General features: G+C 62.9%; 21 protein-coding genes. 1 reads left to right on the top strand and 20 read right to left on the bottom strand.

What is annotated here, in order from left to right:
- Positions 1–27: 27 nt before the first annotated feature.
- The 20 genes from K1177_RS12650 to K1177_RS12555 all read right to left on the bottom strand — a co-directional run bounded on the left by K1177_RS12650 (position 28) and on the right by K1177_RS12555 (position 21,665).
- On the bottom strand, positions 28–2,160 hold the full coding sequence (locus tag K1177_RS12650) for a hypothetical protein (protein WP_224703638.1): 2,133 nt from the start codon (positions 2,158–2,160) through the stop codon (positions 28–30).
- Positions 2,161–2,266: 106 nt separating this feature from the next.
- Entirely contained in the window at positions 2,267–3,511 is a 1,245-nt protein-coding gene (locus tag K1177_RS12645) for an N-acetyl sugar amidotransferase (RefSeq protein ID WP_224703637.1), read from the bottom strand.
- Between the two features lie 2 nt (positions 3,512–3,513).
- Positions 3,514–4,284: a HisA/HisF-related TIM barrel protein gene (locus tag K1177_RS12640; RefSeq protein WP_224703636.1), complete on the bottom strand. Its 771-nt coding sequence runs from the start codon at positions 4,282–4,284 to the stop codon at positions 3,514–3,516.
- Positions 4,274–4,897 (bottom strand): imidazole glycerol phosphate synthase subunit HisH, encoded by a 624-nt coding sequence (gene hisH, locus K1177_RS12635; protein WP_224703635.1) that lies wholly within the window; start codon positions 4,895–4,897, stop codon positions 4,274–4,276. Before hisH ends, K1177_RS12640 begins: the two co-directional genes overlap by 11 nt.
- Positions 4,894–6,024, bottom strand: coding sequence for an N-acetyl sugar amidotransferase (locus K1177_RS12630; protein WP_224703634.1), 1,131 nt, complete (start codon positions 6,022–6,024; stop codon positions 4,894–4,896). The genes hisH and K1177_RS12630 overlap by 4 nt, the downstream gene beginning before the upstream one ends.
- 5 nt (positions 6,025–6,029) lie before the next feature.
- Positions 6,030–6,914: a glycosyltransferase family protein gene (locus K1177_RS12625; RefSeq protein WP_224703633.1), complete on the bottom strand. Its 885-nt coding sequence runs from the start codon at positions 6,912–6,914 to the stop codon at positions 6,030–6,032.
- Positions 6,892–7,392, bottom strand: a complete 501-nt coding sequence (locus tag K1177_RS12620; protein WP_224703632.1) for a GNAT family N-acetyltransferase — start codon at positions 7,390–7,392, stop codon at positions 6,892–6,894. The genes K1177_RS12625 and K1177_RS12620 overlap by 23 nt, the downstream gene beginning before the upstream one ends.
- Positions 7,393–7,431: 39 nt before the next feature.
- Positions 7,432–8,718: a DegT/DnrJ/EryC1/StrS family aminotransferase gene (locus K1177_RS12615; RefSeq protein ID WP_224703631.1), complete on the bottom strand. Its 1,287-nt coding sequence runs from the start codon at positions 8,716–8,718 to the stop codon at positions 7,432–7,434.
- On the bottom strand, positions 8,711–9,721 hold the full coding sequence (locus K1177_RS12610; protein ID WP_224703630.1) for a Gfo/Idh/MocA family protein: 1,011 nt from the start codon (positions 9,719–9,721) through the stop codon (positions 8,711–8,713). The genes K1177_RS12615 and K1177_RS12610 overlap by 8 nt, the downstream gene beginning before the upstream one ends.
- A 4-nt stretch (positions 9,722–9,725) precedes the next feature.
- Positions 9,726–10,772 (bottom strand): pseudaminic acid synthase, encoded by a 1,047-nt coding sequence (gene pseI / locus K1177_RS12605; RefSeq protein ID WP_224703629.1) that lies wholly within the window; start codon positions 10,770–10,772, stop codon positions 9,726–9,728.
- 1 nt (position 10,773) lies between these two features.
- Complete coding sequence (locus tag K1177_RS12600; RefSeq protein ID WP_224703628.1) at positions 10,774–11,412, bottom strand: formyltransferase family protein; 639 nt, start codon at positions 11,410–11,412, stop codon at positions 10,774–10,776.
- Entirely contained in the window at positions 11,412–12,503 is a 1,092-nt protein-coding gene (gene pseG, locus K1177_RS12595) for a UDP-2,4-diacetamido-2,4,6-trideoxy-beta-L-altropyranose hydrolase (RefSeq protein ID WP_224703627.1), read from the bottom strand. The genes K1177_RS12600 and pseG overlap by 1 nt, the downstream gene beginning before the upstream one ends.
- A complete protein-coding gene (pseF, locus tag K1177_RS12590; protein WP_224703626.1) occupies positions 12,500–13,198 on the bottom strand; it encodes a pseudaminic acid cytidylyltransferase in 699 nt (232 codons plus the stop codon). Before pseF ends, pseG begins: the two co-directional genes overlap by 4 nt.
- Before the next feature lie 10 nt (positions 13,199–13,208).
- Entirely contained in the window at positions 13,209–14,366 is a 1,158-nt protein-coding gene (pseC, locus tag K1177_RS12585) for a UDP-4-amino-4,6-dideoxy-N-acetyl-beta-L-altrosamine transaminase (RefSeq protein WP_224703625.1), read from the bottom strand.
- Positions 14,367–14,377: 11 nt separating this feature from the next.
- Positions 14,378–15,388, bottom strand: coding sequence for a UDP-N-acetylglucosamine 4,6-dehydratase (inverting) (gene pseB / locus K1177_RS12580; RefSeq protein WP_224703624.1), 1,011 nt, complete (start codon positions 15,386–15,388; stop codon positions 14,378–14,380).
- Positions 15,389–15,402: 14 nt separating this feature from the next.
- Entirely contained in the window at positions 15,403–16,338 is a 936-nt protein-coding gene (locus K1177_RS12575; RefSeq protein ID WP_224703623.1) for a UDP-glucuronic acid decarboxylase family protein, read from the bottom strand.
- 334 nt (positions 16,339–16,672) lie between these two features.
- Positions 16,673–17,386 (bottom strand): hypothetical protein, encoded by a 714-nt coding sequence (locus K1177_RS12570; protein ID WP_224703622.1) that lies wholly within the window; start codon positions 17,384–17,386, stop codon positions 16,673–16,675.
- Positions 17,383–19,245 carry a polysaccharide biosynthesis protein gene (locus K1177_RS12565; protein WP_224703621.1) on the bottom strand — a complete coding sequence of 621 codons (1,863 nt, stop codon included), beginning with the start codon at positions 19,243–19,245 and terminating at the stop codon, positions 17,383–17,385. Before K1177_RS12565 ends, K1177_RS12570 begins: the two co-directional genes overlap by 4 nt.
- A 272-nt stretch (positions 19,246–19,517) precedes the next feature.
- Positions 19,518–20,912 carry an L-serine ammonia-lyase gene (locus tag K1177_RS12560; RefSeq protein WP_224703620.1) on the bottom strand — a complete coding sequence of 465 codons (1,395 nt, stop codon included), beginning with the start codon at positions 20,910–20,912 and terminating at the stop codon, positions 19,518–19,520.
- A 39-nt stretch (positions 20,913–20,951) separates the two neighbouring features.
- A complete protein-coding gene (locus K1177_RS12555) occupies positions 20,952–21,665 on the bottom strand; it encodes an SDR family NAD(P)-dependent oxidoreductase (protein WP_224703619.1) in 714 nt (237 codons plus the stop codon).
- 146 nt (positions 21,666–21,811) lie between these two features.
- Between K1177_RS12555 and K1177_RS12550 the strand changes: the two genes are divergently transcribed.
- On the top strand, positions 21,812–22,414 hold the full coding sequence (locus tag K1177_RS12550; protein ID WP_224703618.1) for an alpha/beta hydrolase: 603 nt from the start codon (positions 21,812–21,814) through the stop codon (positions 22,412–22,414).
- The last annotated feature ends 33 nt before the right edge of the window (positions 22,415–22,447 follow it).

Raw genomic sequence — 22,447 nt, 5'->3', positions numbered from 1 at the left:
GTTGTACAACAGGCACCATTGCCATCTTTATGGGGTTTCCTGCTTGAGCTGCAGATCAAATATCACGAAATAGGGCGCCAGCCATGGCGGTTCGATCGGAGACTGTGCGGCGGTAAAGGACAGGCTGAATGGTCCCTGTGTCCTGATCGGAAGCTCATAGCGATTGTGAGAGAAGAAAGTCTGTGCCGGGGCGGTAACGGTGCCATCGGCAGTCGTGATCGTAATCGTCTCAGGGCGTCGATCACCAAGGGGATGGTCGGAGAACTCCACGCTGAAGACCCTGTGCCCATCCGGGTTGGGGAAGTCGAAGGTGATCGGCTTGGTCCAGTCCGCCTCGGCCTGTGACCATGCAACCATCACCTGGGTCACGTCCGATGGCCAGGGCACTTCAGCGATGCGGGCCCATTCGGGCCAGTGCTTGTCCAGGAACTTCCAGGGCACAGTCGTCAGCGCGCGGTCGACAGGATCACCGTTCGCAAAGGCCAGAACATGCGCGGGACCCAGCGCTGCAACACCTCTGGCGGTCAGCGCCAACCCATAGCCGCCAGCCAGTTCCCGATAGGTGCGGTCAAACTGTTGAACCAAGGCCATGCGCTCTACCGCCGGCATGGGACGCGGCAGGAAGATTATGTCCCGGTCCGACAGTTCCTCCATCGTGGGCGCGAAGCGGAGGTCGCGCCCGAGATAGGCTGTCATCATGGGAAACTGGTAGGTTTCGGTCTCGCCGAAGGGGCTGCGCGCAAGGGAGTCCGGCTGGGGCACCAGGAAGCCGATGGAGGCGTCGGCTCCGGACGGCACGACCTCGCGGAAGAAGCTGGCGGCATCAATGGCGATGTCACCCCACCCGTGGCGCGGGTTGACGATGTCCTGCAGATGATAACCCAGGAACACGGCCAGTGCCGCTAGCGCCACACTGTCGAAAGCCAATTTGCCGAAACGACGTTCTTCAACCGCAGGGCGTGGGAAGGCCAGCGCAAGAAAGACCAATGTAGGGGGCACAAGGAAGTAGATCAACTTGCGCAGCAACGTGCCTTCGTTGAAGCGGTTGCCCCCTTCCAGAAGCACGGCAGACGCCACCACCAGAATAGCGACCAGGATGATCATCAACAGCGGAACCAGGAGGCTGCGGCGCTTGTCGGGCGCGGTGATCAGAACGTAGGACAGCAGCGGAAGGGCGATGCAGACCGCCAACTGGGCGATGACGCCACGCTGAGCGAGTTGCATGGGGTCCAGTTGTGCGAGAGAGACCAGCAGTTGCCGGCCAACCGAAACGCCACCGATCTGCGCAAAGCTGAGCCCGGCAACAAGCAGGGCAATTGCGGCCAGGCCAAATGGCACGAACAGCGCGAGGTTCACGCGCCGACCGGTACGGACGCCAGCCAGCCGCCAGACGGCCAGCATCGTCACAAACGGGGCCAGCACGACGCCATCGCGCTTGGCCAGAATCAACAGCGCCACAAGAACGGCGATCAGCCAACCGGCCTTGGCCCGCGGCTGGGCAAGGGTGGTCACAACCGCAGCCAGAACCAGTCCGACATAGAGATGTGGGCGGAAGGCAAAGGCGTTGTCGAGCAGATAGATGCAGAGAAGCACGGTCACAACGGCCAGAACCGGGCGGCTTATCCGCAGGCGATCAAGCGTGAGCACCAGATAGGCTGACAAAAGCAGCACAACCAGCCGCGACAGCGTGCCGGTCAATGTGCCAAACCACACCACTTCCAGTCCGTCGAGCGCGAGGGATGTTGTCTGGTCGAAGAGGAACCAGCCACTGGCGTCGAACTGCTTGAGCCATGGCGAGAAGGCCGTGCCAGACCGCGCCAGCTCCATCGAGCGCATGGCGGCATGGAAGTAGTCATAATGCATGAACGGAATCGGCGAGGCATTGGCAGCCAGATAGGTGGCGGCCAACAATGCCGCGAGCCCGAAACCCCATCGCCCGGCTTGGCTATCTGGCGTGTCGGGCCGTCGGACGGGCAACAGATTGAAAAAAGCCAATCCCAGCAGCACAAGGGCAATCTGATGCTTGGCGAATGGCCAAGGCGCAGCTGCCAGAAGCACGGTGACACACAGCCCAATCAGGACCGCCAGGATGGTGGCTGCAAAGCCGCTTTCAATCCGGCGGGCAAGCGGGCGTCCAGCCAGGAACAGCAGAACCAGCAAGGCGAGCGCATTTCCAAAAAAGCGCAGGTCCGCTACCTGCGACAATGCAGAAAAGCTTATGTTGCCGACATCCATGCGCGTTCCCGACCTCTAGTGGGTGGCCTTATCAGGGGTAGCCCTTGCCCACCACGATGTACTTTTCGTCGCGGTCGAGGTTGAGACTGTGGGTCGCCTTGAAGGCGACGTCCGTGCGGACGGGTGCAGGATTATGAGCAGTCTCGGGCTGGGGCATGGTGCTCCAGCCATGAAACACCCAATGACCTGGGCGTTCCTCGGTCCAGTAGTCGGGGTTGCGGTGCTCGTTCATGATGAACTGCAGGCCGCGTGGATCGACGCCGAGCCACTCGCAGAACTTTTCGATGTGACGAAGCGGCGCCTGCTCATGCTTGCGCACCAGTTCAAGGCCCTGGTCGCGCGTCAGCCGCCCATGCCGAATCTCGCGGCTGGCGTGGTCGGTGACCTTGGAATAGCCGTGCTTGTACAGCTTGAGGACATCGTGGATGTCCATGAAGTTGTAGCAGTCGACGTGGTCGTAGCAATCGAACGTCCGGTCAAAGCTGGCGCTTTGGTAGCCATGCGATTGGATCATCTGTTCATGCTGTGCCTTGGGATCCCAGCGCACGAAATTGCCCAGATAGATGCCGCGGACGCCACCGGCGGCAAGATCGGGGTCGCTGGGATAGCGATATTGGGCCACGTCATCGCCCTTGAGCGTGTCGAAGATGGACAACAGGTCGTCGGCCTCGCGCGCCATCAGATCGTGGTCGACGCGATAGCGGCGCGACATTTCCACCTCATGTTCATGGCTGAACATGCCGACCTGCTCAAGACCCTGGTGTGCCCCCCAGATGATGAGCGGAACCTTGTAGCGAACCGCTGTCTGCACGGGAAACACAGTCTGACCCGCCAGTGGAGGCCAATACATGCTGCCGAACTGGCGCAGCGTTGTCCGCGTGATCGCCTTGACCGTGACCGGATTGACGTTCTGCACAAGGATATCGCAGTTGAAGCGAATGCGCAGATTGGCGAGGTTGCGAATACCGAGCGGGGTGTTGAAATACTTGTTGTACGTCACCAGCAGCGGGTTGAGCCCCAGCCGCTCCTTGACCAGGTGGACAATGTAGTAGGAGTCGTTGGCTCCGGTGACGGGGACGATGCAATCGTAATTGGCGCCCGCGGCGTTGCGATAGGGCTCCACCAGGGCCTCAAGCTTGCGCCAGCGCGCATCCCAGTCCAGGCGATCCTTTTCTTCGTGAATCCGGCAGCCTGAGCAGATCCCGTCCTCATCGAGCACTAGGCCCAGGGGATGGCTGGAGCGGTACAAGCAACGGCGGCAGCATGTGTCGGCCATAATCAGTGGTCTACCCTGCGTTCATGAGATGGCGCACGGATCGGCAGGTCACCGAGCGCCTTCTTGAGATGGCGGATGGCATGCTCGCGATAGTTCAACGTGTTGCCAACGGCGGCGGCCACCACCGATTTGCGCGTTAGCACGCCGCGCAGCTGGTCGGCGCCGGCCAGTCCGCCAAAGGCGATCAGCGGGATGTCGGCAAGCGGGAATGTGTCCAGGATACGGGTGTCGAAGGCCGTACCGCCGTCATTGCGCCAGTCGATGGTCATCACTTCGGAGACAATGCGTTTGCTCATCAGCTCAAGCACGGTATCGGACAGTGGCGCCAGCGCCCCGGTGCGATAGTTGCGATGCATCAGCCCGGCTGGTTCGACAGACAGTGGCAGCGCGGCGATGATGGCCTGTGCGCCCAGGTTGGCTTCGATCTCATGCACCTGGGACGGCTCGTCGGTGAGCATGGCATCAATGGCGATGCGGTCTGCGCCGGCATGGACTACGGCAACCGCCTGCTGGGCCGTGTGAATGCCGCCCAGGTAGATCAACGGCGTCGTCAGGCCCTTTTGGGCGACGCGCTCGATCATGGCGATGTCGGGGCCTGCCTGGGTGCTGGTACGGTCGATGCACTGCAGCACGATTTCGTCGGCGCCCCAACGGTCAAGATTGAGGGCCAGGATTTCGGGGCGACCCAATGGCAGATAGCGCCGGTAGCCCATGGATTGGACGGCCCAGCCATCCTTGACGGTTATGACGCCTACAATGCGTTTACGCAGCACGGCACAGGCCCTCGATGACGTCGGTCAGCAGTTGCAGGCCAGCGGCCTGGCTTTTCTCGGGGTGGAACTGCAAACCCACCGTGTTCTCGCGGCGGATGGCGACGGGGAAGGGCGTCATGCCCTGGTCAATGCGTGCGACGCCGATGACATATTCCGGTGATGTCCGGAGCACGAAGGAGTGGTTGAAATAGACGGTGCGGCCGTCGCTGGGGCGCACCAGGGGATCACTTGACGCCGCTTCAAGCGTATTCCAGCCGATATGCCAGTCCGCATTTTCGAGAGCGGTCACATAGCCCGGAATGATGCCAAGCCCTGAGGTCTCGCGGATCTCGTCCGAGCTATCGGCCAGCAGCTGCATGCCGAGGCAAATGCCGACCAGCGGCTGACCAGACTGGGCCCGCTCCTGCAGGAAGCCCACCATGTCATGATCGTGCAAGGCCGCCATCGCCGTCGGAAAAGCGCCCACGCCGGGCAACAGGATCAGGCTGCTGGCGGCCAGCGTTTCAGGATTGGACGTGGTCTGGCAGCGATAGCCCAGTGCGGACAGCGAGCGCTCAAGAGAGCCGATATTGCCCACGCCATAGTCGACGATGCCGATCGTGCGCCGCTTCATAGCCCGACACCCACTTCGAATTTGCGCGTAATCGTACCGTCACTGTGCAGCTCGAACAGGTTCTTGTTGAGCGAGCGATGGACCTGATCCCAGAATGCGTCGACCGAGATCTCGATATAGTCGCAGAACTTGGCGATGTACTCGGGCGAGCAGGCGTCGTCGTATTTTTCCACCAGGCGGATGCCGTCCTCCCGCTTGAGGCGGCCGAGACGTATCTCTTCGTTGACATAGTCGGTGACGCGACCAAAACCAAACTTGTAGTATTTGATCATCTGGTTGAGCGTCACCCAATCCTCGTCCAGCGACGTGACGCCGCGCAGATCGCCAGTGTTGTCGACCGTATCAGAGCGGACCTTCAGCCCGCGCCCGGCAGAATACATGCCATTGTTGACCAAGGACCAATCCCCCAGGAACCAGCCCAGGTAGATGATCTGGAGGTCGTGTTCCTCAAAGGCTTCAGGGGCCGGATAGCGGTAGGGCAGGAGTTCTGTATTGGTGGCGCCTGCCTCCATCATCCAGTCGGCGGCGCCCCCGGAAAGGGTATTCATGTAGCGCAGATTGTTGCCATCATAGCCGGTCTTGCCAAGCGTCTTGAGGTCACCCAGTTGCAGGCCCGGGTTCTCCCCCCACAGAATAAGCGGGATGCGGTAGCGGATTGCCAGTTGCGGCACTGAGCTGAACAGGGCCAACTCGGTCGACTTGGCCCAGTTGGTAAAACGCAGGAAAGACTCGCGCATGAGCTTGCGCCAGGTCCCGGGTGCAGGCGCTGACATCACCATATCGAACCCCAGCTCGATCAGGTTCGAGATGTTGTCGACGCCGCGCTCAGTGACCTGTTCGGGCGGGTAGGTCAGGCATGCCAGGAGCGGCTTGAGGCCAAGGTTGTCCCGAACCCAGAGTGCCTGGCGCATGCTGTCCTTGCCGCCGCTGACGCCGATGATGCAGTCGAACTCCTGGTCGGATCGCCTGGGCCGTGCTGCCAGCACATCCTGCAGGATTTCGTAGCGCTCCTGCCAGTCCACGTTCTTGAGACGGGAGTAATATTCGCAGGCCGGGCAAATGCCTTCGGGCAGGAACTGGGTGTTGGGACGAGTGTCTGGTTGCAGGCATTGCTTGCAGTACTTCAAGGTGCCTACTCCATCGCCTTGATGTGGATGATGCGATCATGGGGCAGCCGGCATTGCGGCGCATGGGGCGGCAGAGTGCAGAACACGGGGCGCCCCGCCTCCAGCGCTAGCGCAAGTGCGAAAGACTCACAACCCGCAACCCAGCGCGCCCGTCCAATCGCCTGCGAAATACTGCCTGATTGATCCAATGACAGGGCCATATTGGCATGACGGGCGATCCACTCGTCATACTTGCCCGACGGGTCGGAGGGGTGGGGACGCAGGGTGATCTCGATATCGGCCGGCAGGCGAAGTCCCGGCAGCCTTTCGGCAAAATAATCGAGCGCCTGGAACTCCCCCTGCGTGTGGCGGCCCCAGTCAGACCGTGCCGGTTCGAGAACGTACAACACCCGGTTGGCCGTCTCGGCAGTGATCGGCGCCACGCCGGCGAGTTGTGCTCTGGCGTAGAGGTTGGGCACCAGGTCAATGCGCGCGGGATCAAAGTGTCTGCTCGCTTCGGCCAGCGCAAAGTTGTCAGTGACCCACCAGCGGTCGGGGAGGACCTCCTGTCCGTTGCGGACGAAGCGCTGCGGATAGTTCACCCAATGGTCAAGCACGGCGATGGAGGGAATGCCGCGCGCCCTGGCGCCGGCGCGGGCCTGGTGCTCGAGGTCGCTTGCCCAGCCGGTGCCGCTCAACAGCATTGCCGCGCCATCCAGCGCAGCGTCCAAGCTGTTGGTGTTGCGCGGATGGCCCAGGGCGGCGGCAATGCCGTCCGCCGGCCCTTCAGTCCAAATGCGAATGCCATCCGCTTGTTCGCCAATCGCATGCAAGATGATATTGGCAGCGCCAGCGTCGTGACACACGACCGCAAGCGGGCGTGGCAGATCATTGATGGGTGAAGCGCGCATAGTACACGATGTCCTGGGGCTGGCCCTCAACGATCTCCTGTGCCACCCGTCGGGCTTCCAGTTCCATGCCAGAGCGCTGCATCAGCTTTTGCATGCCGATATTGCAGTCCAAGGTGCCGGCGGTGATCTTGCGAATGTCACTGCGGCTGGCCAGCCAGGTCAACAGCAGGTCCCAGGCGTCCTGGCCATAGCCCTGGCCCCAAACCTCTGGGGCGCCGACCATGATGCCGACGTCGACCGTCTGGTGGTGCACGTTCACATAGGCCGTCATGGTGCCGATGGGCGCATCGTCCTGACGCCGTCGCATGGACAAGAACAGGTTGGCGGTGCCTTCAAAGCTGGACAGATAGGCCACGCAGCTTTCGGCATTGTGACGCCGAAAGCGCTGGTTGCTGAAGCGAACCACCCGTGGGTCGTTCAGCCAGCCAATGTATTGCTCGGTGATGTCGTCTGGCCCGAACGGGCGCAAGCTGACCAACTGGCCGACCAACACAGGTGCGCATGCCGCCATTTGTGGTCACTTGGCCTTCAATGCGTCGAGGTTGCCCCAGACTTTGTGGAAGGCAGCCACCAGGTTGGCGATGTCGGCGTCGCCGTATTCGCCCATGCACAGGTTGAGCCCGAGGAAGGTGCGAGCATGCAGGTCCTCGGCGACGGGGCAGATGCCGCGCGAATAGTCGATGTCGCGGGATACAAAGGGCTGGTTCCAGGGGAAGCCCTTTGAGCCATAGGCGATCTTGTGCTGGAACAGGGGGTAGAGATGCACGTTCTGGTAGCCGGCCATCAGCCACGGCACGCCCTCGGCGCGGAGGGCCTCGACCAGGCGTTCACGCGAGACGCCCAGAGCGTCGACGTCCAGTTTCATGCCATAGACATAATAGACATTGGTATTGCCGGGGGCCGTGACGGGCGGGGTCAGCCCAGGCAGGTCGGCAATGCCGCGAGTAAAGGCCTCGGCGGCCTTCTGGCGGCTGGCAACCCGCGCAGCCAGCTTGTCGAGCTGGACCGAGGCGATGGCAGCCTCGATTTCGCCCATGCGGAAGTTGTAGCCGAGCATGTTGTTCAGCTCGGCGGGGTCGGACGAGCGGATCACGGCCTCGGCGTGGTTGCGGATCAGGCGCATGCGGTCAGCCAGCCGATCGTCCTCGGTGACAATGATGCCGCCTTCGCCGGAATGAATATGCTTGTGGTAGTTCAGGCTATAGCCGCCGATGTCGGCCAGCGTGCCGGCATATTTGTTGTCCTGCAGCGCCCCGGGCGCCTGTGCGGTATCGCTGAGCAGCTTGATCCCATGCTTGTCGGCAATGGCGCGCAGGGCGCGCATGTCGGCCGACTGGCCAAAGATGTCCACGGCCATGATGGCGCGGGTGCGCGGGGAGATCAGCTTTTCGACACTGGCGGGATCGATGTTGAATGTCACCGGGTCGATATCGGCAAAGACCGGGATGCCGTTGAAGTGCAGGATGGCGGTGGCTGTCGCCGCCATCGTCCAGGGCGTCGTGATGATCTCGTCGCCCGGCTCGATGCCGATGGCGCCCACGGCCGCAATCAGGCCGGAGGTCCAGGAGTTGACAGCAACGACATTGCGAACGCCGAAATATTTGGCGGCCTTGGCCTCGAACGCCTTGACGTGCGGACCACCCATGAAGCCTTCGCCCGGCGCGCCGATATAGGCCGACAAGACGCCTGAGCGGATGACCGCGCTGGCCGCGTTCACCTCGTCTTCGCCAATGCTGTGGAACGGCTCAAGCGGAGCGGCGATGGCCGGGGTGCCGCCAAACAGTGCAAGGGTGTCGTTACTCATCGTTGTCTTCCTCTGCCGTCATTGCGGCAAGTGCTCGAATGTCCGCACAATGGCGTTGGGCGGCCAGGGCTGAATAGCCCGTACTGCGCACGGACGACCCGTTCGTGGCTGCCTCATACAAGTCTGCGACGGCGTTCACCATCGCCATTTGATATTCGCCCGCGACCTGGCTTCCGGCGTCGAGCGCCTTGTAGCCGGTGAATGTCGGGCTGTCGATGACGCGGCGATAGCGCCAGAGGTTGCCGCCATCCTCCATGGTCACCAGGCCTTCTTCGGTGGTGAGCGTCAGCTCGAATGTCGCGTAGTCGCGCGCATCGCCTACAGCCAGCAGGACGGGGACGCCCGTGGCGGAGACCAGGGCCGCCGGAATTGTCGGATCATCGGGCCAGAAATCATGCACCGGCCGACCAGCCCATTGGACTGACAAGGGGCCGAGCAGGAACTCGAGCAGGTCGAGCATGTGGCCGCCATTGTTCAGCACACCCTTGGTATAGCGCGCTGCGGCCGAGCGCACCGCACCCCAGGCGCCAGACTGCAACTGATCGCGCAAGCGCCAGACGTCAGGGGCCCAGCGACGGGTGTGGTTGATCGCGAGGATGATGCCAGCCTGTTCACAGCGCGCCACCACCTGCTCGGAGGTCGCAAGTGCTGGTGTCATCGGTTTTTCGCAGAAGATCACCTTTGGCCGCAGGGCAATGGCTGCGTCCATGTCGTCGGCATGGGCGCTGGTTGGGGAGCAGATGCTGATGACATCGAACTGCCCCACGCGATCACGGAGATCCCGTGTGCTCGCACGGCCCTCCGGGATCTCCCAGCGCGACATGAAGGCGGCGCGTCGGGCATCATCGACCTCGACGCAGGCTGCAAGGCGGAAACGACCGTCGCGCCGATAGGCACCGGCATGGGACAGCGGCAAGGCGTCGACCGGACGGGCGGCGTCGAAGCCGCCCGCGATATTGCCGCAGCCGATGATCAGAACCGACAATTGCCCCGTCTGGGTCATGGAATCAGTCCAGAACGTCCCAGGTGACGCGGGTGTTGGCCTCGATATCCACCTTGGCCGTCTTGCCGATCACGGCATCGAGGTGCTTGGGCGCCAGGCCGAAGCCTGGGCGCACGCTGCGCACCATGTCGGGCGTGATGGTCTGGCCAGCCTGTACGGGCTTGATGAAATAGAGCGAGCGGCGGAACTTGACGTTGCCCACTTCGCTGGACTTGCGGCCGTAGTTGACCGTGCCCAGGGCTTCCCAGGTTGCGCGCGCGGTGGTGCACAGTTCCTGCAGGTCCTTGGGTTCAAGCGAGAAGCTGTCGTCGGGCCCGCCGCCATTGCGGTCGAGCGTGAAGTGCTTCTCGATCAGGGCGGCCCCCAGGGTGACGCTGGCAATGGCCGTTACGTTGTCCAGGGTGTGATCCGACAGGCCGGTGACCAGACCGAAGCGCTGCTTCATGTCGGCCAGGGTGCGCAGGTTGTAGTCGCCCGAGGGCGCCGGATAGCCGCTGACACAATGCAGCACGGCCAGCTCGGTGCAGCCGGCCGATTTGGCCGCATCGATGGCTTCCTCGATCTCTTCGTCATCGGCCATGCCGGTCGAGATAATCATCGGCTTGCCGGTGCTGCCGGCATAGCGGATCAGCGGCAAGTCGACGGCCTCAAAGGAAGCAATCTTGTAGGCGGGCGCGCCAAGGTCTTCGAGCAGGTCGATCGCGGTGGTGTCGAACGGGGAGCTGAACAGGGTGATGCCCACCTGGCGGGCATGGTCAAACATGGGCTTGTGCCAGTCCCAGGGCGTGCTTGCCCACTCGTAGAGCTCGTGCAGGGTCCGGCCGGCCCAAAGGCCGTCGTTGATCTGAAAATCCGGCTTGTCGGATTTAAGCGTCAGCGTGTCGGCAGTATAGGTCTGGATCTTGACCGCATCGGCACCCTGCTGCTTGGCAAGGCTGATGATGTTCATCGCCGTGTTGAGGTCGCCATTATGGTTGGCCGACATTTCAGCGATGATGTAGGGCGGGGCGTCGTCTGCAATGCGCCGTCCGGCGATGGTGATCGATTGCATGTCAAAGCTTCTCCAGGGTGAGCTTGTAACGGTGGCCGTGGAGCTCAAAAAAGGCGGGATAGCGCACGGGGTCGCAGACCCGTATCAGGTCGAACTGATCGGCTATCGTCTTGTTGACGTCAAGACGGCTGTGTTCAGGCGTGCGCTTTTGATAGTAGGTCGGCGCAATGTCGGCGGGCTGAGGGGCGCCGGGATTGGTGCCATGCAGCGCCAGCGCCATGTCCATCAGTTCCAGTTCGCAGTCGAACAGCGCCTGATTGATCTCGGGCGCCAGGAAGTGCTTGGGAATGGGCACGGTCTTCTTGGCCCAGATCGCTCCGGAATCAACCTTGTCCTCGGCTTCGAGCAAGGTGACCACGATGCGTTCGCGGCCTTCAGCAATTTCCCAGATATAGGGGCTCCAGCCGCGGCCTTCGGGCAGGTCGCTGGCATGGATGACCAGCGTCACGCCGAACTTGGCGCGATGTGCACTGGTGACAATCTCGCTGCAAGAAATCAGGAACAGGATGTCGCCGCCCTCAAGCTGCTTGACGCTGCGCAGCAGCGTAATCTCGTGCGTGGCGCCATGGGTTTGTATCCAGCGCTCGAGCCAGGGATTGATCGGGTGATCGGCCGAACTGCAGACGATGGTGATCTTCATCAGGCTAGCAACTCCATCAAGGCATCGGCGACGTGCCGTGCACCCTGTCCATCGGTCACGGCAGCGGCGGCATGGCTCATCGCAGTGCGAAGGTCGGTGTCGCACAGCAAGGTGTCCACCGCCTCCGCCAGGCTATCGTCAAATGTCGGTGCGTCGCTACGGCCCACGGTCAAGGCTGCTCCGCTGGCAGCGACCGCGCGGGCGATCTCGGTCTGGTTGTCGGCGGTGACCGCCATCACGGTGGGGACGCCAAGGCAGCAGCGCTCCCAGGCCGAGGACCCGGCGGCCCCGATTGCCAGGTCGGTGTGGACAAGCAGATCAGCCATGTCAGCAACATTGACCAGAACCGCAATGTCATGACCGCTGCGCTCGGCTTGCCGTGCAACGCTGTCGCGCCAGGGCGCCGTCGCCCCGAGCACCACTGTGATCTCGGTTTCTCTGGCGCTGGGCAGCGCGCAGAGCACATCGAGAACGCGGCCAGTGAGATTGTCGCGATCAATGCCGCCCATCGAGACGATGATGCGCTTTGGCTGCCGCCCGGCCCGCAGCTCAAGACTACGGTGTCGCGCATGGGCGAACTGCGGACGCAGCAGGGCAAAGCCGGCGCCACACAATGGGTTGCAGTCTTGAGGGACCAAACCGGCGTAGGCTTGCGGCGTGCGTCCCAGTGTCTGGTCGACAAGCAAGGCGCAGTGATGTGGGCGGTCGGCCAGGTCATCAATGACGGCCGTGCGTCGCTGCGGGACGACGTCGTCTTCCCAGCGTGCGTCCAGGCCATAGTGATCAACGACCAGGCCATCACAGCCGGCAGCCTCGAGAATGGATCGGGTTTCCGCGGCATCGACGGACAGGTCTGCCCCCACCCAGCTGGCATAGGGTGAACTGCTGTGGTCACCAAGCGCATGCACCGGAAGGACCGAGACCTCAAATCCGGCCGCCCGAATGGCGGGGATCATGTTGCCGGGGTGTTCGCGACAGACGAAATGGCTTTGTGCACCCCGCTGCGACAGCTCCTGCGCCAGGGTGATGCAACGCATCACGTGCCCGGCACCGATGTCGAGCGCCGCGTCGGCGCGAAAGCCAAACTTCATAGGGTCTGGGACGTCGCGAACGCCCGATAGAGGATTTCTGCACGTGCCCAGTCATCGGCAGTGTCGATGTCCACCACGCGCCATTCGGGCAGCACGATGGTGGTGCCATGGCCATGCAGGCTCAGCCCATCAAGCCAGGCCTGGCGGCGGCCCCAGTAGAACTGTCCAGCATCAAAATAGGCTGGTTCCAGGTCCTGGGTGCGCGTGTTCACAAATTGCGGGCTGAAAGGCTGGGCGTTGCCGGTTTCAACATCACGCCGCAGGGCGCGCTGGATAGCGGCCGGAAAGGGCGCGACCGGGAAGGCATATTGGGCCTGGCTGCCCAGCAGGTGCTCGCGGGCCTTGCGCAGGTCATCGGCATCGATCATGGGCACGCCCGGATAAATGCAGCAAACCAGCTCGGGGGCAGTGCCCAGGTCCATCATGCTCCGGATAGCGTGGGCTATCACCGGCACGGTGGGCGTGAAGTCGTCCGACAGATCAGCCGGGCGCATGAACGGCACCTCGGCGCCATGCTGGCGGGCGATGTCGGCAATCTCGGCGTCATCTGTTGAGACAATGACCTTGTCGAACTGGCCACTGGCCAAGGCGCTGTCGATGGCGAAGGCGATCATGGGCTTGCCAGCGAAGGGGCGGATATTCTTGCGCGGAATGCGCTTGCTGCCGCCGCGGGCGGGAATGACTGCCAGGTTCATCTATGTCCCCTCAGGCCGACAGGGCGGCACGCAATGTCGATGCCACGAAATCCTGCTGCTGCTCCGTCATCGCGGGGAACAGCGGCAGGGATATGGCATGCGCATAGTAGTGTTCGGCGGCCGGGAAGTCGCCACGCTTGAAGCCCAGGCCGAGATAGTGGGGCTGGGTGTGAATGGGGATATAATGCACGTTCACCCCGATCTCGGCGGCGCGCATGGCGTCAAAGACTGCGCGGCGCGACGGGCCGGCCGGGTCGATTTCGACGGCATACAGATGCCAGGCCGATGTGCGGTCATTACTGCGATACGGCAGCGTCACGGGCAGGTCAGCCAGTATGGTGTCATAGCGGTCGGCAAGCGCCGTGCGGCGCGCCTGCATGGTCGGCAGGCGGGCCAGCTGGCTTGAGCCCAGCGCGGCCTGGATATCGGTCAGGCGGTAATTGTAGCCCAGCGCTGTCTGCTCATAATACCATGGACCCTCGCTCTCGCCCTGCATGCGCGCGGTATCGCGTGTGATGCCGTGGGAGCGCAGCAAGCGGAGCTCGTCGGCCAGAGCCGCGTCGTTGGTGGTGATCATGCCACCCTCGGCGGTGGTGACGATCTTGACCGCATGAAAGCTGAAGACGGTCAGGTCAGACCAGGCACCGCCGGTCGGAGCGCCCAGGTAGCTCGAGCCGGTGGCGTGCGAGGCATCCTCGATGATGCGGAAGCCATAGTCGTCGGCCAGGGCCCGCATTTCCTGCAGGTCGCAGGGCAGGCCGGCAAAGTCCACCGGGATCAGCACATTCGGTAGGGTTCCGGCAGCCTTTGCCGCAGCCAGCTTGTCGCGCAGCGCCGGCAAAGACATGTTGCGAGTCGTGGGGTCGATGTCGACGAAATCGACTTTGGCGCCGCAATAGAGCGCGCAGTTTGCCGAGGCAACAAAGCTGTTTGGCGAGGTCCAGACCAGAGAGCCGGGGCCGACGCCCAGGGCCAGGCAGGCCAGGTGAAGCGCCGAGGTGGCATTGTTGATGGCCACTGCATGCTTTGCGCCGTGGCGGCGCGCAAAGGCCTCCTCAAAGGCGGGAATGGCCGGCCCCTGTGTCAGATAGTCGGCGCGCAGCACCGCAGTCACTGCCGCGATGTCATCCTCGTCGATGGACTGCGTGCTGTAGGGTATGAAGGCCATTGCCGTTGTCCTTAGTCGATCGACCTGCCGATGACATGGGTTTCGATCAGCGTACGGAGCTGTTCGACAGTGAGGAACTCAGGGTTGGTGCCGCTGTTGTAGGCAAAGCCCTTTGGCACCGGAACACCGTTGTTCTTGGCGCAGTATTCTTCGGTCGTGTAGTGGCTGGCAACCGGCAGGATGGCGTAATACTTGCCCAGGTCCACCGTGTTGAAGCTGTCACTATCGGTGATCATTTCCTCGTGGATCTTCTCACCGGGGCGGATGCCCACGATCTCCTGGCGGCAGCCGGGCGCAATGGCTTCAGCGACGTCGGTGATGCGATAGGAGGGAATCTTGGGGACCAGGATTTCGCCGCCCCAGGCATTGGCCAGGGACCACAGCACCATGTCGACACCCTCCTGCAAGGAGATGTTGAAGCGCGTCATGGTCGGATCGGTGATGGGCAGCACGCCATCCTGGCGGCGATCCAGGAAGAAGGGAATGACCGAACCGCGGCTGCCCATGACATTGCCATAGCGGACAACGCTGAACTTGATCTCACGATTGCCGCGAATGTTGTTGGCAGCCACAAACAGCTTGTCCGAGCAAAGCTTGGTCGCGCCATACAGGTTGATCGGCGCAGCGGCCTTGTCGGTGGACAGGGCGACCAGGTTCTTCACGCCGCTGTCGAGGCAGGCCTCGATCAGGTTCTGGGCGCCCAGGACATTGGTCTTGATGCATTCAAAGGGGTTGTACTCGGCGGCCGGCACCTGCTTGAGCGCGGCAGCATGCACCACAATATCGATGCCCTCCAGCGCACGGCGCAGGCGGCTCTCGTCGCGCACATCGCCAATGAAGTAACGCAGCGCCGGATAGTCGCGTTCCGAGAAGGTCTGCGCCATCTCGAACTGCTTGAGTTCATCGCGGGAGAAGATCACCAGGCGCTTCACGCCGGGGTAGCGTTCCAGCACAGTCCGGACGAAAGCCTTGCCGAACGAGCCGGTGCCTCCCGTGATCAGGATCGATTTGTCATTGAGCATGGCTTGGTCTCTTGTCACGTGTTGAGGCGGGTCTTGAAGTCAGCGATGGTGCGTTCGAGGCCTTCATCGAGGCCGATACGGGGTTCCCAATCCAAACGCGCCTTGGCCAGGGAAATGTCGGGCTTGCGCTGACGGGGGTCATCCGAGGGGAGCGGGCGGTAAACGATCTGGCTGGTGGATCCTGTGAATGCGAGCACCTTTTGCGCCAGCTCGAGCATGTTGAATTCGAAGGGGTTGCCGATATTGACGGGGCCAGCAAAGTCCTCCGTCCGCATCATGCGTACCATGGCCTCGATCAGATCATCAACATAGCAGAAGCTGCGGGTCTGCTTGCCTTCGCCATAGATGGTCAGGTTCTGGCCGGTCAGCGCCTGGACAATGAAGTTGGACACCACCCGGCCATCCGACGGCAGCATGCGCGGGCCATAGGTATTAAAGATGCGGACCAGCTTGGTCCGCACGCCACGGTGGCGGCGATAGTCGGCGAACAGCGTTTCTGCGGCGCGCTTGCCTTCGTCGTAGCAGCTGCGCTCGCCCACTGTGTTGACATTGCCCCAGTAGGCTTCCGTCTGCGGATGCACGTGCGGGTCGCCATAGACCTCACTGGTGGAGGCCTGCAGGATCACCGCGCCATTTTTCTCGGCGAGATCCAGCATGTTTATGGCGCCCAAGACACTGGTGCGCATCGTCTTGATCGGATCATGCTGATAGTGCACCGGCGAGGCCGGGCAGGCCAGGTTGAAGATGGTGTCGACGTCAAGCGAGACCGGCGTAGCGACATCGGCCTCGATCAGCTCAAAGCGCGGTTCGTTGGCAAGGTGGGCCAGATTGGCGGCCGAACCGGTCGACAGGTCGTCAAGGCAGGTCACCCGCGCACCCTCGCGCAGCAGGCGGTCCGCCAGGTGCGAGCCGAGAAAGCCAGCACCACCGGTTATCAATACGGACTTCATTTCGACCAAACTCCAAGGGTCAATTCAGGGCGTCGCGGATCAATGGACATCGCGGCAGACGCCAACATGTGGCCAACGGCTTGAAGCAAATCGCTGGGGCTGCAGAGTGCAGCGGTCGCCCGACATTGCCCGGTTGGCAAATGAGGCGTCACAACCGGCAGAAAATTCAGGTCTATTCACTATCATGAACCTATTTCTTCAACTGCCAGCCGGCGAGCAGAGCGGGACAACATGTGCCCTGCGGGGTTGCGGGGTGAGGACCATTTCAAGGTCGGCCCGCGGCATCCCCATAGCGGAAAGCGGCGAAAGGTCAATCAGGGACGCGGTCCGCTATTCACAGCAATCCCTTTTCGCGCCGGATGCGCCTGCTCTCCAGACCATAGAGCATGCCCCACACGACAAACAGCAGCAGGGTGAAGGTGAAGATGCCAACATTGCGCAACGGCGGTTGGCGAATGGGCGTGACGCGCGGCTCCTGGGACACTTTCGGCAGAACAGTAGGGGCTACGTCGCGCAATGCCAGGTAGTCGATGCGCTGCTGCGCCAGACCACGTTCGGCGCGGAGAGTCAGGATCTCGGTTTCCGAGCGGTTTCCGGAAGACACCAGCTCGGAAATACTGGACGCATACTCCCGCAGCGCGCGCAGTTCGAGCGCCTGGGTCGGCGTCAGTGATGTGCTGACCGGCTCGGGGTCAGGTACGACAGCGATGATCTGGTTGATCACGCCAATGGCAGTATCTGCGTCGGCAGCATCGACCGACATGATGACCGTTCCACTACCGGCGGTCAGCGTGACGATGGTTGATTCAGTCTGCGCATCAATGATGGGGCGAGCATAGAGTTCGACGACATCGCCGTCTGAGTTGAGGACGGAAGTCACAGACACCCGCGTGGGCAGGTTGGTGTAGATCGCTGCGACAATCACCGTGACCACAAGAGGGATAGCCAGCAGCCAGACCCAGTGACGAACAGCGAGCAGCGCCGCGTCCTGCAAGGACATTCCGGACTCCGGCTCGACACCGATGATGACAGGCTTGGGGGCGGTCAATTCCTGGCCCCCTCGATGATGTCGCTCTCGCGGATCTGCGCGAACAGCACGCGACGGGCAGTGGCCTCGTCGCGCTGCAGCAGAGCGCCTTCCAGCTCCGCCAGCGCATCCTGAATTGGGCGATTGCTGACGATGTCACCGGCGCCGCGCAAGATCTTGGGATGCAGCGTCGGGCTTGCCGTGGCGTCGTCGTAGAACAACTCCTCGTACATCTTCTCGCCTGGCCGCTTGCCCGTTATCACAATCTGGATATCGCCGTCCGGATTGCTCTGGTCGCGGATCGAGGCGCCGGCCAGGCGGATCATGTTCTCGGCCAGGTCCTTGATCAACACCGGTTCACCCATGTCCAGCAGGAACACGTCACCGCCGCGCGACAGGCTTGCGGCCTGGATAATCAGCTCGGAGGCCTCATGAATGGACATGAAATAGCGGGTCATCTCGGGGTCGGTCAGAGTGATTGGACCGCCCTTGGCGATCTGTTCCTTGAACAGCGGAACGACCGAGCCATTGGAGCCCAGCACATTGCCGAAGCGCACTGCACAGAATCGCTGCGTGCCATTGGCCCGGCTGACGTCGAGCGCCCGCTGTTGCACGATCAGTTCCGCCCAGCGCTTGGTTGCACCCATCACATTGGTGGGGCGAACGGCCTTGTCCGAGGAAATCAGCACAAAGCTCTCAACGCCCGATTCGGCGGCGGCGTCCACGACGGTCTTGGTGCCGAAGACGTTGTTGCGGATGCCTTCGATGACATTGGCTTCCACCAGCGGCACATGCTTGTGCGCTGCAGCGTGGAAGACAACCTGTACCTGATGCTGGTTCAAAGTATGGCGCACATTGGCTGCATCAGTGATGGAGCCCAGAACTGGCACAATCGAGTGACTCTTGACGGCGGAAAGCTCGCGCTCGATCTGATAGAGCGCAAACTCGTTGGCCTCGAACAAGACCAGGCGTTGTGGCGACCACTTGACGATCAGACGGCACAGCTCGGACCCGATCGATCCGCCGGCGCCGGTGACCATGATGATCTTGCCCTCGATCATCTCGCGCAACAGTGTGCGGTCGGCAGGGACAGACGACCGGCCAAGCAGTTCGTCGATGTCAATTTCGCGAATCTGGCTGATCAGATAGCGCCCGGAGATCAGCTCGCCAATGGGTGGCAGGGTGCGGATCCGGGCACCCAGTCCACCTATCCTTGCGACGAGCGCCTGCCGTTGCGTGGCACTCAGCGATGGCATGGAGAGCACGACTTCCTTGACGCCGTACTGATTGATCAGTGTGGGCAGGCTCGCAGGCGAATAGACCCGAATACCGGCGACGTCGCGACCATGGAGCGACGCATTGTCGTCCACGAAGGCAAGCACATATTGGGTGGAATCGCGCCGGATCGCGTAGGCCAGCTGCACGCCGGTCTCGCCGGCACCATAGATGACGATGGGATGTTCGCGGAACTTTGCGTCCGAAGACGCCCACAAGAGGCGCTTGGCAAGAAACCGGCTTCCCCCCACCAACAGCAGTGAAATGGCCCAATAGAGCAGGGGGACAGAGCGTGGCACGATACCGCGGCCGGCCATTTCGGACAGAAAGACCACCAGCACCCAGCAGACGGTCGACAATGTCACCGCCTGCAGGATCGTCCACATGGCGCGCTCAGGCAGGTAGCGGATGACCGCGCGGTAAAGGCCAAGGCGAATGAAGATCGGTATGGCCACCATGGGGCCGGTCAGGATGATCAGCAACTGGTCCAGCGTATTGGGCGGATTCCACTGCCCATAGCGCAGGGCAAAACTCGCCGACAGGGCGAAACCCAGCGCGAAAGCGTCGAATACAACAAGAATTACCCGCTTCCATAGGCGGGGCATGTTGCGAACCCGCAGGACCAAGTCACTAAAGGTCAAATGCAAAACTCTCAGCGTTCAGGACATCATGTGGGGTTGGTCTGCGAAGTCCTCTCAACGCGCAAGCCCAAATAATGGTTTGCACGATCAAAACTGATCGGAAATCGGATTGCCTCCACGACCACGCTTGCCTACTCGACGCAAGATGAGCAGAGCCCGCGATCCAGCCCTCAGTTACCCCAGCGTGGGTATATTACGCTGACACCGCGGAAGCAACTGGCCCCAATGTGCCACCCTCAGCACGCCACCACGTTGACTGCCAGGCCCGCGAGGCTGGTTTCCTTGTAGCGGTCGGACATGTCTAGGCCCGTTTGGCGCATGGTTTCGATGCAGGCGTCGAGGGGGACCGCGTGGGTGCCGTCGCCGTGCAGGGCCAGCGAGGCGGCGGTGACGGCCTTGACGGCGCCGAAGGCGTTGCGCTCGATGCAGGGGATCTGGACGAGGCCGCCCACCGGATCGCAGGTCATGCCCAGATGGTGTTCGAGGGCGATTTCGGCAGCGTTTTCCACCTGGGCGGGGGTGCCGCCCATGATGGCGCAGAGGCCGGCGGCGGCCATGGCCGAGGCCGAGCCGACTTCGCCCTGGCAGCCCACTTCGGCGCCGGAGATGGAGGCATTGTGCTTGATGATGCCGCCGATGGCGGCGGCCGTCAGCAGATAGTCGCGCACCGCCTGATCGCCCGCAGCGGCATTGAACTTGAGGAAATAGCGCATCACGGCGGGAATGACCCCGGCGGCGCCATTGGTGGGGGCGGTGACGACACGCCCGCCGCCGGCATTCTCCTCATTGACCGCCATGGCATAAAGGCTCAGCCAGTCATTGGCCATCAATGGCGTGATCTCGTTGCGCTGCCATTGTTGTGCGAGCTGGCGGTGCATGGCACTGGCGCGGCGCTTGACGCGCAGGCCGCCGGGCAGGGTGCCGTCCTGGGCCAGGCCGCGATCGATGCAGCCGCTCATGGCCGACCAGATGTCATCAATGCCGCGATCGAGCGCCGGGCGGCTGCGGTGGCTTTCCTCATTGGCCCGCTTCATGCCGGCGATGGAGAGGCCCGAGGCTTCGGCCATGGCCAGCATGTCGGCGGCATGGGCAAAGGGAAAAGGCACATCCTGCGGCAGGGGCTGGGGTGACTTGAGCTGGCCCAGCTCCTCCTGGCTCAGCACGAAGCCGCCGCCGACCGAGAAATAGGCGCGGCGCAGCAGCAATTGCCCGTCGCTGTCAAAGGCGGTGAACTGCATGCCATTGGGATGGCCGGGCAGGGGCGTGGTCTTGTCGAAGACGAGGTCGACGGCGGGGCGGAAGCGATAGGCGGGGTGGCCGGGCGGGTGTACGCGACCCTCCGCCTCCACCTGGGCAATGATGGCGTCGATGGCGTCGGGATCGACCTTGCCGGGCTCCTGCCCGCTCAGCCCCAGAATCACCGCCCGTCCGCTGCCATGGCCGATGCCTGTAAAGGCCAGCGATCCATGCAGGCTCGCCGTGAGGGCCGCTGGCGTGGCGCGGGCAGCGCGCGGCGCGGCGCCGGACTTGAGCTCGTCGAGAAAGCGCCGTGCCGCCGTCATCGGGCCCATGGTGTGGGAACTCGAGGGGCCGATGCCGATCTTGAAGACGTCGAAGATGGACAGGAACATGTCCGCCATTCTGGCACAGGGCGCCACCGGCGCAAGGGGTCACCAGGCCAGGGGCAGGCCGGTGTGGTCGAGGAAGCTGCCGCTTTCGGCCGGGGTCAGGCCATCGATGACAGACAGCAGCCGCCCTGCCGCCGCCTCGGGCGCCACGGCCGGGTGGCCGGGCCCGCCAAAGGGGGCAGACAGGGTCGTCGCCACTGTGCCGGGGTGAAGGGTGACGCAGATGGCTTGGGGCCTTGTGCGGGCCAGCTCGATGGCGGCGGTGTGCATAAGCTGGTTCAGCGCGGCCTTGGCGGCGCGATAGCCGTACCAACCGCCCAGGCGGTTGTCGCCAATGCTGCCCACCTTGGCCGAGAGCGCCGCAAACACCGCCTTGTCCTGGCGCGGCAGCAGGGGCAGCAGGTGCCTGGCGACCAGCGCCGGGCCGATGGCGTTGACCGCAAAGCTCCTGGCCAGCATTGCGCCGTCGAGCTGGCGCCAGCTCTTTTCGGGCTGCATGTCGCCATCATGCAGCAGGCCGGTGGCCAGAATCACCAGTCGCAACGGAAGGCCGGTATCAGACAGGCGGGTGGCCGCGCGGGCGATGCTGTCGGCGTCGGTGATGTCGAGCGCGTCGTCGCGCCTCGACAGGCCAATCACGCGGGCAAAGCGGTCTGACGCGGCGAGCTGGGCAGTCAGGGCCTGGCCGATGCCGCCGCTGGCGCCGATCACCACGGCAAGGCCACCAGGGGTAAAGCTTTGCAGCGATTGGGTCATGGCGCGCCTCCTGGATTGCATACGGGCGCCGGGGGCGGGCGGTTCAGCATCGTTTCCAATTTGGCGACAGTGTGTGGCGATATCTGCGGTTGCTCGAAACAGGGGCGGCGCCAATATTGCAACCAACCCCAGTCAGGAGATCGCATATGGCCGACTATTATTTTCGCGCAGGCGGTTCCGCCGACCCGACGGCGCCACTGTTCCTTGTGTTCCACGGCACGGGTGGCGACGAGAACCAGTTTTTCGAGCTGGCCGGCCAGCTGATGCCCGAGGCGCGCATCGTGTCGCCGCGCGGCGACGTCAGCGAAGGCGGGGCGCTGCGGTTCTTCCGGCGCACCGGCGAGGGCGTCTATGACATGGCCGACCTGGCCGAGCGCGTCAAAGCCATGACGGCATTTGTCGCGGCCCGGCGGGCTGAAGGCACGCCACGCGCGGTGGTGGGGCTGGGTTATTCCAATGGCGCCAATATCCTGGCAGCGGTGCAGTTTGCCGCGCCCGAGTTGTTCGACGCCAGCGTGCTGATGCACCCGCTGATCCCCTTTGCGCCACCGGCGGCCGACTTCACCGGCAAAAAAGTGCTGATCACGGCTGGTCAGCGCGACCCCATGGCGCCAGCGGCGATGACGCAGCAACTGCATGACTATTTTGCCGCGCAGGGGGCCGAGACGTCGCTGACATGGCATGCGGGTGGCCACGAACTGCGCAACGAGGAACTGGTGCGCACCCAGGCCTTCCTGGCCATGGTCTGACCACGGGCAGCGCGGCGTGGGCGGGACAAGTCG

It is taken from the genome of Devosia aquimaris (genome assembly GCF_020169335.1).
GTDB classification, from domain to species: Bacteria; Pseudomonadota; Alphaproteobacteria; order Rhizobiales; family Devosiaceae; genus Devosia; species Devosia aquimaris.
This window is presented reverse-complemented; position numbering and strand designations above follow the sequence as displayed.

What these genes read in the sequence shown, in the direction of transcription:
- K1177_RS12565 (WP_224703621.1), bottom strand. Translation starts at nt 19,245, where the DNA reads ATGCCCCGCCTATGGAAGCGGGTAATTCTTGTTGTATTCGACGCTTTC.
- K1177_RS12575 (WP_224703623.1), bottom strand. Translation starts at nt 16,338, where the DNA reads ATGAAGTCCGTATTGATAACCGGTGGTGCTGGCTTTCTCGGCTCGCAC.
- pseF (WP_224703626.1), bottom strand. Translation starts at nt 13,198, where the DNA reads ATGAACCTGGCAGTCATTCCCGCCCGCGGCGGCAGCAAGCGCATTCCG.
- K1177_RS12610 (WP_224703630.1), bottom strand. Translation starts at nt 9,721, where the DNA reads ATGACCCAGACGGGGCAATTGTCGGTTCTGATCATCGGCTGCGGCAAT.
- pseB (WP_224703624.1), bottom strand. Translation starts at nt 15,388, where the DNA reads ATGCTCAATGACAAATCGATCCTGATCACGGGAGGCACCGGCTCGTTC.
- K1177_RS12550 (WP_224703618.1), top strand. Translation starts at nt 21,812, where the DNA reads ATGGCCGACTATTATTTTCGCGCAGGCGGTTCCGCCGACCCGACGGCG.
- K1177_RS12645 (WP_224703637.1), bottom strand. Translation starts at nt 3,511, where the DNA reads ATGGCCGACACATGCTGCCGCCGTTGCTTGTACCGCTCCAGCCATCCC.
- K1177_RS12615 (WP_224703631.1), bottom strand. Translation starts at nt 8,718, where the DNA reads ATGAGTAACGACACCCTTGCACTGTTTGGCGGCACCCCGGCCATCGCC.
- pseC (WP_224703625.1), bottom strand. Translation starts at nt 14,366, where the DNA reads ATGGCCTTCATACCCTACAGCACGCAGTCCATCGACGAGGATGACATC.
- pseI (WP_224703629.1), bottom strand. Translation starts at nt 10,772, where the DNA reads ATGCAATCGATCACCATCGCCGGACGGCGCATTGCAGACGACGCCCCG.
- hisH (WP_224703635.1), bottom strand. Translation starts at nt 4,897, where the DNA reads ATGAAGCGGCGCACGATCGGCATCGTCGACTATGGCGTGGGCAATATC.
- K1177_RS12555 (WP_224703619.1), bottom strand. Translation starts at nt 21,665, where the DNA reads ATGACCCAATCGCTGCAAAGCTTTACCCCTGGTGGCCTTGCCGTGGTG.
- pseG (WP_224703627.1), bottom strand. Translation starts at nt 12,503, where the DNA reads ATGAAGTTTGGCTTTCGCGCCGACGCGGCGCTCGACATCGGTGCCGGG.
- K1177_RS12625 (WP_224703633.1), bottom strand. Translation starts at nt 6,914, where the DNA reads ATGCGCGCTTCACCCATCAATGATCTGCCACGCCCGCTTGCGGTCGTG.
- K1177_RS12560 (WP_224703620.1), bottom strand. Translation starts at nt 20,912, where the DNA reads ATGTTCCTGTCCATCTTCGACGTCTTCAAGATCGGCATCGGCCCCTCG.
- K1177_RS12600 (WP_224703628.1), bottom strand. Translation starts at nt 11,412, where the DNA reads ATGAAGATCACCATCGTCTGCAGTTCGGCCGATCACCCGATCAATCCC.